General features: G+C 72.4%; 10 protein-coding genes. 7 read left to right on the plus strand and 3 right to left on the minus strand.

Features of this window, described 5'->3' with window-relative positions; all coding sequences use genetic code 11:
- Positions 1-190: 190 nt before the first annotated feature.
- On the minus strand, positions 191-1,681 hold the full coding sequence (locus tag ACZ3KJ_RS16235; protein WP_467527481.1) for a peptidoglycan recognition protein family protein: 1,491 nt from the start codon (positions 1,679-1,681) through the stop codon (positions 191-193).
- A gap of 128 nt (positions 1,682-1,809) precedes the next feature.
- Between ACZ3KJ_RS16235 and ACZ3KJ_RS16240 the strand changes: the two genes are divergently transcribed.
- The 4 genes from ACZ3KJ_RS16240 (at position 1,810) to ACZ3KJ_RS16255 (ending at position 8,025) form a co-directional block, all read left to right on the plus strand.
- Positions 1,810-2,568, plus strand: coding sequence for a TIGR03089 family protein (locus ACZ3KJ_RS16240; RefSeq protein WP_467527482.1), 759 nt, complete (start codon positions 1,810-1,812; stop codon positions 2,566-2,568).
- Between the two features lie 334 nt (positions 2,569-2,902).
- Positions 2,903-4,054 (plus strand): LCP family protein, encoded by a 1,152-nt coding sequence (locus ACZ3KJ_RS16245; RefSeq protein ID WP_467528052.1) that lies wholly within the window; start codon positions 2,903-2,905, stop codon positions 4,052-4,054.
- Positions 4,055-4,463: 409 nt separating this feature from the next.
- Positions 4,464-6,224: an LCP family protein gene (locus ACZ3KJ_RS16250; RefSeq protein ID WP_467527484.1), complete on the plus strand. Its 1,761-nt coding sequence runs from the start codon at positions 4,464-4,466 to the stop codon at positions 6,222-6,224.
- 139 nt (positions 6,225-6,363) lie between these two features.
- The gene (locus tag ACZ3KJ_RS16255; RefSeq protein WP_467527485.1) at positions 6,364-8,025 is read left to right on the plus strand and encodes an LCP family protein; all 1,662 of its coding nucleotides are present in this window, start codon (positions 6,364-6,366) and stop codon (positions 8,023-8,025) included.
- Between the two features lie 96 nt (positions 8,026-8,121).
- Here ACZ3KJ_RS16255 and ACZ3KJ_RS16260 read toward each other — a convergent pair whose 3' ends face one another.
- Entirely contained in the window at positions 8,122-9,156 is a 1,035-nt protein-coding gene (locus ACZ3KJ_RS16260) for a glycosyltransferase family 2 protein (protein WP_467527487.1), read from the minus strand.
- Between the two features lie 132 nt (positions 9,157-9,288).
- On the opposite strand from ACZ3KJ_RS16260, the gene ACZ3KJ_RS16265 reads away from it, so the two are divergent.
- Positions 9,289-10,758: an LCP family protein gene (locus tag ACZ3KJ_RS16265; protein ID WP_467527489.1), complete on the plus strand. Its 1,470-nt coding sequence runs from the start codon at positions 9,289-9,291 to the stop codon at positions 10,756-10,758.
- A 42-nt stretch (positions 10,759-10,800) separates the two neighbouring features.
- Here ACZ3KJ_RS16265 and ACZ3KJ_RS16270 read toward each other — a convergent pair whose 3' ends face one another.
- Entirely contained in the window at positions 10,801-11,358 is a 558-nt protein-coding gene (locus ACZ3KJ_RS16270) for an acyl-CoA thioesterase (protein WP_389522101.1), read from the minus strand.
- 120 nt (positions 11,359-11,478) lie between these two features.
- Here ACZ3KJ_RS16270 and ACZ3KJ_RS16275 point away from each other — a divergent pair, with 120 nt between their 5' ends.
- Complete coding sequence (locus tag ACZ3KJ_RS16275; RefSeq protein WP_467527492.1) at positions 11,479-12,774, plus strand: LCP family protein; 1,296 nt, start codon at positions 11,479-11,481, stop codon at positions 12,772-12,774.
- The gene (locus ACZ3KJ_RS16280; protein WP_467527493.1) at positions 12,767-13,396 is read left to right on the plus strand and encodes an HAD family hydrolase; all 630 of its coding nucleotides are present in this window, start codon (positions 12,767-12,769) and stop codon (positions 13,394-13,396) included. Before ACZ3KJ_RS16275 ends, ACZ3KJ_RS16280 begins: the two co-directional genes overlap by 8 nt.
- The last annotated feature ends 19 nt before the right edge of the window (positions 13,397-13,415 follow it).

A 13,415-nucleotide genomic window follows, 5' to 3' on the forward strand; every position in this document is an offset into this window, starting at 1 on the left:
CCGAACTGTCTTTCGGCCGGCCAGTGTATGCAGACCGTTGCGTGGCAACTTCGATGGCCGTGCGGTGTGGCATGCGGTGTCCCATGCGCTGTCCCCCCGACGGCTGGTGGAATGTGCCCCCCGCTGGACGTGACTCCGCGTCCTCCGGGGTCGCCGGGGCCTCCCCAGGCCCCGGGCGCCCGGGCCCGCGTCAACGGCCCTGGTAGCGGGCGGCTGTCGAGCGGGCCGAGCCGAGCTTGCCGTAGAGCTGCTTTCCTGGGCATTCCGTGGCGAAGCCGTCCCGGTGACCGGAGATCACGTTCAGTCGTACGTTCTTACCTTTTGCGTAGAGATTGCCACCGCCGGACTTCAGATATGTCTTTCCGACTGGATTGGCCCCGAACAGACCCAACTTCCACGCCGTCAGACGTGCGACGGACGTCACCGCGGAGGCGGCCGGCTTGGTGGAGGAGAACGTACCGATCACCGCGATGCCCATGCTGTTGCTGTTGAAACCGAGGGTGTGGGCCCCCAGGACCGCCTTGGTCACTCCCCCGGCGCGGCCCTCGTAGATGGTTCCGCACTTGTCGACGAGGAAGTTGTAGCCGATGTCCCGCCAGCCCATGCTCTTGACGTGGTAGCGGTAGATACCGCGGATGACGGAGGGCGCCTGGGAGCAGGTGTAGTTGTTGCCCGACGCGGTGTGGTGCACGAAGGCCGCCTTGACCTTCGTCGTGTAGCGGAAGCCGCTCTCCCGCAGGCTCTCGTCGGCGCCCCAGCCGCGGCGCGTGACGATGCCCGGACGGGGGCCGATGTACGGCTTGGCCCTCTGGCTGCCCGTCAGGTCGGCGCCGCGCAGGGTGAGGAGCTCGCGTTCGGTGCCGGCGCGGTCGAGAGGGGGGATCACGGTGGCGCCGAGGGGGGCGAGGTCCAGGTTGGCCGCGGAGGCGGCGTTCGCCGCGGTGGCCGTCGTGGCTGCGGTGGTCGTCGTGGCCGCGGTGGTCGTCGTGGCCGCCGTGTCCGGCGCGTCGACGGGGAGGGGGGCGGTCAGGGAGTGGCTGCGGGGCGGGCCGACGGGCGCGTGGCCGGGGGCGGCCGCCGCGGGGTCGGGCCGGCCGGGGTCGACCAGTTCCAGGCGCAGGCCCGAGGGGAGCGGGGCGGCCGAGCTCGCCGTACGCGGACCTCGGGCGGTGTCCTCGTCACGGACCTCGGCCGTGGGGGTGACGCGGACCTCCACGCCGTCGGAGGCGCCCACCCACAGGGGTGCGGTGGCGCCGCGGACGCGGCCGGAGGCGCGCTCGGCCGTCTCCGGGTCGGCGCTGTGGTCGGCGTTGTGGGTCTCCAGGTCCTGCCAGCCGGACCAGGTGCCGGTGCCGGTGGCGCGGGTACGGGCCTGGACCCGGCCGTGCAGTTCCGCGTCCGGGTCGTCCCAGACGACGCCCAGGAGGGAGAAGGGGGCCACGTCCCTGCGGGGCAGGCCCTGCTGCGCGCCGGAGGCGCGGTCACGGGCGAGGGGGGTCAGGGGCAGCGACCGGGTGCTGCCGGGGAGCGGGGCGGCGGGGCTCATGGCCCGGGCCGCGGCGGTCGCCGACTCCGCGGCCGGCGCGGGTGGCGCCGTCGCCGCGATGGCGGGCGGCGTCAGCGGGAGGGCGAGAGCCGCCGCGCAGGTGACGCCGATCGAGGTAGCAAGCAATCCACGCATGGCACTGATCCTGGGCACCGCCCCAGCGCGTCCGCACATCGAGAACCTGACGGTCCGTCTCCTTCGTTGCGCCGAACCGGTGGCCCGGCGGCGGGTGTCCGGCGCGGGCGGCGCGTACGCTTGCGCGGGTGAACGCCACCGATCGCACCCCTGCCGACCTGCTGCGTTCCGCGCTCGCCGCGGATCCCGCACGCCCGCTGGTGACCTTCTACGACGACGCCACCGGCGAGCGGGTCGAATTGTCCGTGGCCACCTTCGCCAATTGGGTGGCCAAGACCGCGAACCTCCTCCAGGACGGCCTGTCCGCCGAACCGGGCGACCGCGTCGCGCTGTTGCTGCCCGCGCACTGGCAGACGGCGGTGTGGCTGCTGGCGTGTTCGTCCGTCGGGGCCGTGGCGGACGTGGCCGGGGATCCCGCGCGCGCGGACCATGTCGTCGCCGGGCCCGGCATGTTCGAGGCGGGGCTGGCCTGCCGGGGTGAGCGGTACGCGCTCTCCCTCGCGCCCCTCGGCCGGCGCTTCGTGCCGGCGCCGCCGGAGGGATACGCCGACTACGCGGTGGACGTCCCGAGCCACGGCGACCGCTTCGTCCCGTACGCGCCGGTCGACCCGGAGGAGCCCGCGCTGATCGTGGCGGGCGCGGAGTACACGGGCGCGGAGATCGTGGAGCGCGCCCGCGCGGACGCGGCGGGCCTCGGCCTGACGGGCCCCGGCTCCCGCCTGCTGTCCGCCCTTCCCTACGACACCTGGGAGGGCCTCAGCGCCGGTCTGTACGCCCCCCTGGCCAGCGGCGGCTCCGTCGTCCTCTGCCGGCACCTGGACCAGGCGACCGAGGAGACGGTGGCCCGGCGGATCGAGAGCGAACGGGTGTCGGCCACGGCACGGTAGGGGCGCCGGCGGAGCCCTGGAGGACCGGCGGGCCGGGGGCGGCGGGCCCGTGGCGGTCGTCCCGGGGACGGCCGGCCCGGCCCCCGCCCGGCCGGTGAGCACCCGCCCAGCACCCCCCGTCCGGGGACGGCCGGCCCAGGACCGGTCGCCGCGGGCGTCTCACCGCAGGGCACCCGTTCGGCCCACCCCGGCCCGCGTCCCCACCCCGGCCGCGCCATCGTCGTAGGAGCACCACGAGACGTTGGCAGGACGGGCGGTGTGTCCGTACCGCGGGCAGGGGGTGGAAGGCGGCGTGAGCAGGGACGCAGGCGCAGCCGGGCCCCTCGGGCCGGGGGTGGGGGCCTCCGCTCGGGGGGCGGGGTCCGTGCGGCGGCGCCGGCGGCGGTGGGTGCGGTACGGGGCGGGGGCGGCCGCCGTGCTCGTGGTGGGGGCCGGGGTGGCGGGGTGGGCGGTGTACGCCAAGCTCGAGGGGAACATCACGCCCGACGAGGCCGCCGCGGCGGAGCTGGCGCGGTACGCGGCGGAGCGGCCGACGGCGCTGGTGAAGGACGCCCGGAACATCCTGCTGATCGGGTCGGACACACGTTCGGGTTCCGGCAACCGCGCGTACGGGCGGGACTCGGGCACCGAGCGGTCGGACACGACGATCCTGCTGCATCTGGCCGCCGGGCGGCGCGGCGCCACCGCCGTCTCCCTGCCCCGCGACCTGATGGTGGACGTGCCGGCCTGCCGGCGCGCGGACGGGAGCCGGACCGAACCGATGTTCGCGATGTTCAACTACGCCTTCCAGACGGGCGGCTCGGCGTGCACGGTCCGCACGGTGGAGAAGCTGACCGGGATCCGGATCGACCATCACATGGTCGTCGACTTCAGCGGGTTCAAGGAGATGGTCGACGCCGTGGACGGGGTCGAGGTGTGCCTGAAGGAGCCCGTCCGCGACAAGGCCGCCAAGCTGCGGCTGCCCGCGGGCCGGGTGACCCTGGACGGCGAGCAGGCCCTCGGGTACGTGCGCGCCCGCAAGTCGCTCGGCAACGGCAGCGACACCGACCGCATGGACCGGCAGCAGCGGTTCCTCGGAGCGCTCGTCAACAAGGTGCGCAGCGACGACGTCCTGCTGAACCCGGCGAAGCTGTATCCCGTGCTGGACGCCGCGACGTCCGCCCTCACCACCGACCCGGAGCTGGCGAGCCTGCGCGGCCTGTACCGGCTCGTGCGCGGCCTGCGCGACATTCCCACGGACAAGGTGCGGTTCCTCACCGTTCCCCGGGAGTCGTACGTCTACAACGCCAACCGCGACCAGCTGGTGGAGCCCGAGGCGGAGCGGCTCTTCGGCCTGCTGCGGGCGGACGCACCGGTGCGGGTCTCGCGGGGCGGCTCCTCCGCGCCGGGCTCCGCGGAGCCGCCCGGCGACGGCGCGTCCCGTTCGCCGAGCCCGTCCCCGCCCGTCTTCCGCGGGAACACGGCCGCCGAGGACGGCTGCGTCTGAGACCCGACCGCGTTCCCGTGCGGTCGCACACGTTCCCCTGCGGTCACACACGGTCGCACACGTTCCCCTGCGGTCACACACGGTCGCACGCGGTCCCGCGCGTTCCCGCGCGGTCTCGCACGGTCCCGCACGTCTTCCGCGGGTAAAGCGCTTCCCAAGCGCAAGTGTCCACGCGCAGACGAGTTCCAGGAAATAGGACGGATTGCCCGGTTGTAGGGACGTGGAATTTGTCACCGTCGTCGTTCGACGCTGAACTGGGCGGATAGTGTGAGCGATCCGGTGCACCCGGCCGATAGGTCCGTCCTGGGGTCGAGCACTGAGTGACCGATTGACTGAGTGACCGAGACGACCCGAGCGCCTCCTGAGGGGAAGAGGCGCCGCGTGGCCCCGACGGAGGATTCGGACAACCGTGGACGCGCAAGGCCGTGGGCGGGCGGACAACATCGACCCCGCAGACCAGTGGGTGCTCAATCCGGACACCGGCGAATACGAACTGCGACTGACCCCTTCCGCACCGCAGTCGGCGGTCCCCGGGCCCCGCAGGGCCGACCGGCGCGCCGCGGGGCCCAAGGGCAGGTCGGACGCGGTCCGCAGCCGGACGCCGGAACCGGAGCAGGACACCCCGCAGACGCCGGAGGTGCCCGGCCCGCGCCGGCGCCGCGGCACCCCGGAGGAGGCGCCCGCGCGGCGCGGCCGCCGGCCGGCGAAGAAGAAGTCGAAGGGCCGGAAGATCCTGCTGTGGACCGGCGGGACCATGGCCTTCGTCCTGGTGGGCACGGCCGCCGCGGCCTACCTCTACCTCCAGCACCTCAACGACAACATCACCTCCGTCTCCGACGACGGCGCGAGCACCGGCGGCTTCAGCAAGGACAAGGCGATCAACCTGCTGCTGATCGGCACCGACAAGCGCACCGGCTCGGGCAACGAGGGCTACGGCGACTCCGGCAGCGTCGGCCACGCCGACACCACGATCCTGCTGCACGTCTCCAAGGACCGGACGAACGCGACCGCGCTGAGCATCCCCCGCGACCTCATCGTGGACGTCCCGGACTGCGAGACCACGCAGGAGGACGGCAGCACGAAGGTCATCCCGGGGACCGAGAACGTCCGCTTCAACACCAGCCTCGGCCAGAGCGGCCGGACGCCCAGCTGCACCATGCGCACGGTGACGGAGCTGACCGGGATCACCCCGGACAACTTCATGGTCGCCGACTTCAACGCGGTCAAGACGCTGACGACCGCGGTCGGCGGGGTCGAGGTGTGCCTGGCCAAGGACATCGACGACGAGGACTCGCACCTGAAGCTGTCCAAGGGCACGCACACCATCCAGGGCGAACAGGCACTGGCGTTCCTGCGCACCCGGCACTCGGTGGGCTTCGGCGGCGACCTGAGCCGCATCGAGCTCCAGCAGCAGTTCCTCAGCTCGCTGATGCGCAAACTGAAGTCGAACGACACCCTCACCAGCCCCAGCAAGATGATCAAGCTGGCGGAGGCGGGCACCAAGGCGCTGACCGTCGACTCCCAGCTCGACAGCATCGGCAAGCTGAAGGACCTGGGCCTGGAGCTGGGCAAGCTCAACGTCAAGAACCTGACCTTCACCACCGTCCCGGTGGTCGACAACCCGGCCGAGACGGTCGCGTCCACGGTCGTCCTCAACGACTCGACCGCGCCCACCGTGTTCCAGATGATCCGGGAGGACATCTCCTTCACCGAGGTGAAGCAGAAGGCCAAGGCGTCCAAGGACGCGGCGTCCGCGGCCGCGGCGGCCCGTCTCGAGGGCACCCAGTCCGAAGCCTCCGAGGTGCGGGTGCGCGTGATGAACGGCGGGGCCCCGGCCGGCAGCGCACAGGAAACTCTTAACTGGTTGCAGAATGATGAGGGCGTGACGAAGTCCGAGAACGCGGGCAACGCACCCGAGGACCTCAGCAAGACGACGCTCGAGTACGCGCCCGACCAGGCGGCGCAGGCCCGCAAGCTCGCCGCCATCATGGGGCTGGCCGGGACCGCGCTGAAGCCGGGTGAGAGCGTCACCAACTCCCAGGGTCTGCCGACGATGACGCTGACGCTGGGCAAGGACTTCAAGGGCGCGGGTGTCTCGCTCACGGCTTCGACGACGGTGCCCGACACGGTCCAGAAGTCCACGGCGGACAAGGTCGAGTGCGCCAAGTAATCGCCAAGTAGGTAACCCTGCGGGCCCGTCGAGCGTCTGACGTGACGCGGGACGGGCCCGTGTCAGGCGCACGGCGGGGAGGGCAGGGGAAGTGGCGCGGAGCAGTGTGCGGGGGAAGGTTCCCGAAGTCGAGGACGCGATGTCCCCGACAGCGGTGGACCGGGACTCGATCGAGGACGGGCACGGCGGCGGCGCCGGTGACAGCAGCGACGACGGACACCAGGGCGCCGGGACCGGTGCCGGCGACGGCGACGGCGGCCCGGGCGGGAGCGACGACGGACGCAGATCCGGCCGCGGCCCCGAACGCGGCCGGCGCAGGCGGCGGGTGCTGCGCTGGTCGGCGACGGTGCTGTCGCTGGTCATACTCGGCGGCGCGGGCGCCGGTTACCTCTACTACCAGCACCTCAACGCCAACATCAAGAGCGACGACCTCAACCTGGGCGACGCCAAGGACCGGGCGGCGGAGACCAAGACCAACGCGGCCGGGCAGAAGGCGCTGAACATCCTGCTGATCGGCTCGGACGCCCGTGACACCGCGGAGAACCAGAAGCTCGGCGGCGCCAAGGAGACCTACGGCGGCACCCCGCTCGCCGACGTGCAGATGCTGCTGCACGTGTCGGCGGACCGCAGCAACATGTCCGTGGTGAGCATGCCGCGCGACACCCTGGTGGACATACCCAAGTGCACCGACCCCGACGACGGGGAGGTGTACGCGGCGACGACGCGGACGATGACGAACCAGTCCCTCGGGCGCGGCGGCCCCGGCTGCACGGTGGCCACCTGGGAGAAGCTCACCGACATCCACATCGACCACTTCATGATGATCGACTTCGCCGGTGTGGTGTCCATGGCGGACGCGATCGGCGGTGTGCCGGTGTGCGTGGACGCCAACGTCTACTCGCACACCAGCACCGGCAAGGGCTCCGGACTGAAGCTGGCGGAGGGCACGCACGCCATCAAGGGCGAGCAGGCCCTTCAGTGGCTGCGCACCCGCTACGGCTTCGAGGACGGCAGCGACCTGGCCCGCGCCAAGGCGCAGCACATGTACATGAACTCGATGGTCCGTCAGCTGCGCTCCGAGGCGAGGCTGTCCAACCCCAACGCGCTGCGCAAGCTCGCCGAGGCGGCCACGGAGGCGATCACCGTCGACGACGGCCTGGACAGCATCGCGAAGATGTACGACCTGGCGACCGAGCTCCAGAAGGTGCCCACCGAGCGCATCACCATGACGACGATGCCCAACCGCTACGTCGGCAGCCGGGTGGAGCCCACCGAGGACGCCACGCAGCTGTTCCGGCTGGTGCGCGAGGACATCGCCCTGGACGGCAAGGACACCGCGAAGGCGACCGCGTCCGCGAGCCCGTCGCCGACGGAGACGGACCCGGCCGCCGCGGACGGCGAGATCGCCGTACAGGTCCACAACGGCACCTACACCGACACCCTCGGCGCCGCGAGCGGGCGGGCGGCCGCGGTGGCGCAGCTGCTGGCCGGCAAGGGCTTCACGCAGGCGGTGGCGGACCCCTCGGCGGCCACCTCCGAGGAGACGACGGTGATCCGCTACCCGAGCGCCGACCTCCAGGGAGACGCCGAGCGGGTCGCGGAGGCCCTCGGCATCCCGGCGGGCCAGGTGGAGAAGTCCACCGAGGTCACCGGGATCACGCTGTCCGTCGGCGCGGACTGGCGGTCGGGGTCGGCGTACGAGGCGCCCGAGCAGGACGACACGACGCCCGAGTCGGCCGAGTCGATGAACGCCTCCGACACCAGCCAGTGCATGCACGTGGACCCGGACTACACCTACTAGCCCGGGTCCCGGTGGGGCGCCGTCCGACGGCGCCCCACGGCCTCGGTACGCCGCGCAGTCGCGGTGCGCCCCGCGGCCTCGGTACGCCCCGCGGCCTCAGCGTGCCTGGGCGTCGAGGACTGCCGGGCGGCGGGAGGCGATGACCTTCCTCGCCAGCGACTTCGGGCTGGTCAGGAAGCCCCAGCCCCACGACATGTGCATGGTGGCCAGGGCCACGGGGATCTGGAGCCGCGCCTTCAGCGGCAGCCCCTTGCCGGCCGGCACCGACCCGGCGACGATCGCCGCGAGGTAGCCGCCGGGGATCACGAAGCCGAGCGGGGTGACGGCCGCGCCCACCACGATCCCGGCCGCGATCGCGCACACGGCGGTCGGCGGGGCGAGATAGCGCAGGTTGATGGAGCCCTCGTGGTAGCGGGCGACGACGTGCCGCCAGCGGCCGTAGTCCTTGTACTGCTTGGCGAGCGCCTTCACGCTGGGCCGGGGCCGGTACGACACCTTCAGCTCGGGCGAGAACCAGATCAGTCCGCCCGCCTCGCGGATGCGGAAGTTGAGCTCCCAGTCCTGGGCGCGGATGAACTCCTCGTTGTAGCCGCCCTGTTGCTCCAGCGCCTCGCGCCGGAAGACGCCCAGGTAGACGGTCTCGGCGGGAGCCGCCCGGCCACCGGTGTGGAAGGCGGCGTTGCCGACACCGATCTTCGAGGTCATGGCGGCGGCGACGGCGTGCTCCCAGTCGTTCTCGCCCTCGGCGTGCATGATGCCGCCGACGTTCTGCGCGCCGGTCTCCTCCAGGAGCCGTACGGCGGTGGCGATGTAGTTCGGGGAGAGCATCCCGTGCCCGTCGACGCGGACGACGACCGGATGGCGCGAGGCCTTGATCGCGGCGTTGAGCGCGGCGGGCGTACGTCCCGTCGGGTTGGGGACGGTGTGCACGCGCGGGTCGTCGGCGACGAGCTCGGCCGCGATCTCGTCCGTGCGGTCCGTGGACGGACCGAGGGCGATCACGACCTCCATCTCGCCGTCGTACTCCTGCGCGAGGATCGCTTGGACGGCTCCGCGCAGATGCCGCTCCTCGTTCAGGACGGGCATGATGACGGACACGGCGGGGAGCTGCACGTCGGACTTGGCGTTCATAGGACGCTCACGTTACCGCGAACGGGGGACCTGCTCGCGCCCCGCCGGGTGTGCTGCCCCGGACCGCAGATCGTATGGGCCTACGGTGCTCACGGCTCCCCCTCGTACGGCCGTCGCCCGGAGGTGACCCGCATGTCCCCGACCCCGCACCGGTCGTCCGGCTCCCGGCCCGCGCGCCGTCCGCCCGCACTCCCGATCCCGCCGCCACTCCCCCTTCGGAGGAAACGTCCCCGCTGGGCCATGCGGGCCACGATGACCCTCTCGGTCGTGATCCTCGCGTCCGCCGGCATCGGCCACTCCGTGGTCAGCAGCCTCGACGCGGACATCGCCCGCGTCGACCCCTTCAAGGACATGAAGAACCGCCCGCGGGCCGGCCACGGCATGAACGTGCTGCTGGTCGGCACCGACGGACGGGACCGGATCACCGAGCGGGAGCGCCGGCGCTACCGCCTGGGCGGCGCGCCCTGCCACTGCACCGACACGCTGATGATCGTGCACATCTCGGAGGACCGGGAGCGGGCGAGCGTGATCAGCCTGCCGCGCGACTCCTTCGCCCAGACCCCCCCGCACCCCGACCGCACCACCGGCCGGGCGCACCAGCACCCCCTGAGGATCAACGCGGCGTACGCGGAGGGCGGGCCGCAGCTGACCGTGCGGACCGTCGAGCACATGACCCGGGTGAAGATCGACCACTACCTGGAGGTCGACTTCACCAGCTTCATGCGGACGGTGGACGTCCTCGGCGGGGTGCGGATCTGCACGGCCCGGCCGCTCAAGGACCGGTTCACCGGCCTGGACCTGCCGCCCGGCACGCACGCCCTCAAGGGCGGCCAGGCCCTCCAGTACGTCCGCTCCCGGCACATCGACGCCGACTCCGACTTCGGGCGGATGAAGCGCCAGCAGCGCTTCCTGGCGGCCCTCGTCGACCGCGCGACCTCCTCGGGCATCCTGCTCAACCCGCTGAGGTTCCGTGACGTGGCGCGGGCCGTGCTCGGCTCGGTGCGGGCGGACCGCGGTTTCGGCGCCGACGAACTCCTCGACCTCGGCCGGGCCATGCGGACCTTCTCCCCGTCGTCGTCGGAGTTCACGACCGTCCCCGTGGCCCAGATGGGATACGTCGTGAAGGGCATCGGGTCGACCGTGAAGTGGGACCCGGTGAAGGCCGAGCGCCTCTTCCGGGCCGTGCGCGAGGACAAGCCGCTCGCGACGGCGCCCCGGGCGCGCAGCACGGCCGTACGCGTCGAGGTGGCCCCGCAGCAGATCCGCGTCCACGTCGAGAACGGGACCACCACCGTGGGGCTGGCCAAGGAGGTGGACGCGGGTCTCGCGGCCACCGGCTTCCGCACCACCGGCCGCCCGACCACCGCCGCGAACCGTGCCACGCGCCGCACGGTCATCACCTACGACCCCCGCTGGGACCGCTCCGCCCGGTCGCTCGCGGCGGCCCTGCCCGGCAGCGAGATGCGCGCCGTCCCCGGTCTCGGGCCGACGCTGCGGGTCACCGCCGGCGCGGACTTCCGGGAGGTCCGCAGGGTCCGCGCCGAGAACCTGGGCCAGGGCGAGTCCGGCGTGGTGCGGGGGGACGAGGTGGGCTGCTCCTGACCCGACCGGGGGACGACGGACCCGCCCCGGCCCGCGGGGGGCTCAGTCCTCGAAGCCCTCCGCCGCCCGCCGCTCCCGGAGTTCCATGATCGCCCGGCGGCGGGCCAGGCGGTGGGTGCGGCGGATCTGGGCCTCCTGGTGGCGGCGGCGGTCGCGGTCGGTCTCCGGCAGGACCGGGGGCACCCGGCGCGGCTTGCCGTCGGCGTCGACGGCGGCGAAGACCAGATAGGCGGAACCGACCTGGGTGGGCGGCGCGGACTCGTTCCAGCGCTCGGCCAGGACCCGGACGCCCACCTCCATGGAGGTCCGGCCGGTCCAGTTGACCTGGGCCTTCACATGGACGAGGTCACCGACGCGCACCGGCTCCAGGAACGCCATCTCGTCCATGGACGCGGTGACGGCGGGCCCGCCGGAGTGCCGGCCGGCCACGGCGCCCGCCGCGTCGTCGACGAGCTTCATGATCACACCGCCGTGCACCGTGCCCAGGAGGTTGGTGTCGTTGTGGGTCATGATGTGGCTGAGGGTGGTGCGGGACGCGGAGACGGGCTTGCCCGGGATGTCCGAGGTGCCCGGGTCCACTGCGGTGACCTGGTCTGTCATGACCTCCACCTTATGCCGAGGGGAGGATCCCGAGATTTTGTGTCGACTTGGCAACAGCGGGCCCCCGATTTTCCGACGGCCCTTGTACGGCATACAGCCGTTCCCTGCACACTGGGGCGCATGAACGATTGGCCCGAGGGACCGTCCGACGACAACCGCGGCACCCGGTACGGAAGCGGCAGCGCCAGCGCACGGCCCGAGGGCGCGCGCGTCATGCGGCAGGTCCGCCGCGGCCGTCCCGCCCCGCCGCAGAGCCCCGGCATCCCCCAGCAGCCGTCGTACGTCGACGGCCGGGGACACGGCGACTTCACCGACGCCCGGGGCACCGGGTACGACAGCGGCTACAACACGGGCCAGGTCTACGGCACGCCCGGCGGGGGCGGACCCGGCGGCGGAGGCGGAGGCGGATTCGGCGGAGGCCGCGGCCCGCGTCCGGCGCCGAACTGGCGGCGCCGCATCAAGGTGACCTCGATCACCGTCGCGACCGTGCTGGTCGTGACGACCGTCGGCACCTACTTCTGGGCCGACGGCAAGCTCCAGCGCGAGGTCGACCTGTCGAAGGTCATCGACCGGCCCGACGAGGGCGAGGGCACCAACTACCTGATCGTCGGCTCCGACAGCCGTGAGGGCATGTCCGCGGAGGAGAAGAAGGAGCTGCACACCGGCTCCGCCGACGGCAAGCGCACGGACTCGATGATGATCCTGCACACCGGCTCCAACGGCGACACCCTCATCTCCCTGCCGCGCGACTCGGACGTGGAGATCCCGACCTTCGTGGGCTCGGAGTCCGGCAAGACCTACGAGGGCACCGGCCGGCACGTGAAGCTGAACGCGGCCTACGCCGAGGACGGGCCCGAACTGCTCGTGCGCACCGTCGAGTTCAACACCGGCCTGCGCATCGACCACTACGTGGAGATCGGCTTCGCCGGCTTCGCGAACATCGTGGACGCCGTCGGCGGCGTCGAGATCGACATCCCGCAGGACATCAAGGACACCAAGTCCGGGGCGGACTTCAAGAAGGGCAAGCAGACCCTGAACGGCGAGGAGGCCCTCGCCTTCGTCCGCACCCGGTACGCGCTCGCGGGCTCCGACCTCGACCGCACGAAGAACCAGCAGAAGTTCCTCGCGGCCCTCGCCAACCAGGTGGCCACGCCGGGCACGATCCTCAACCCGTTCAAGCTCTACCCGACCATGGGCGCGGGCCTCGACTCCCTGATCGTCGACAAGGACATGGGCCTGTACGACCTGGCGTCCATGTTCTTCGCGATGAAGGGCGTCAACAGCGGCGACGGCAAGTCCATGAACATGCCGATCTCCGGCTCCACCGGCGGCAACCTGGTCTGGGACGAGACGAAGGTGAAGCAGCTGGTCGAGCAGCTGAAGAACGACGAGAAGGTGACGGTGTCGGGTGACTGACGCCCCCGGAGGCAGACCGCCGTTCGCCGCGGTCCTGTGTGACATCGACAACGTGGTGCGGCACTTCGACTCCCGTCACCTGGAGGCGCTGGAACGCTCCGCGGGGCTGGCGGAGGGCACGACGAAGAAGGTGGCGTTCGCCCCCGAGGTCATCGCGCCCCTGCTGGTGGGCCGGATCACGGAGCAGGAGTGGGTGGAGTCGATCGCCCGCGGCCTGGCCGGCCTGGTGGACGAGGAGACGGGCTGGGCGCTCGGCAGCACCCTGCTGGAGTCGCCCTTCCACGCCGACGAGACCGTGGTGACCCTGCTGCACCGCGCCCGGGCCCGGGTGCCGGTGGTCCTCGTCTCCAACGCCACGCTCGGCCTGGAGCAGGACCTCGACGCCCTCGGCCTGGCCGGACTCGCCGACCACGTCGTCAGCAGCGCCCGGGTCGGCCTCGCCAAGCCCGACCCGCGCATCCTCGCGCTGGGCGCCGAGCGGGCGGGCGTACGGCCCGAGCGGTGCCTGTTCGTGGACGACACCCTGGAGAACGTGGAGGCGGCCGCGGCGCTGGGCATGACCGCCGTGCACTTCCGCGGACCGGCCGACCTGGAGCGGGCGCTGGAGCCGCTGTTCGCCTGAGCCGGCGGCCGTCCGGCTC

This window comes from Streptomyces sp. NPDC003248, assembly GCF_055563235.1.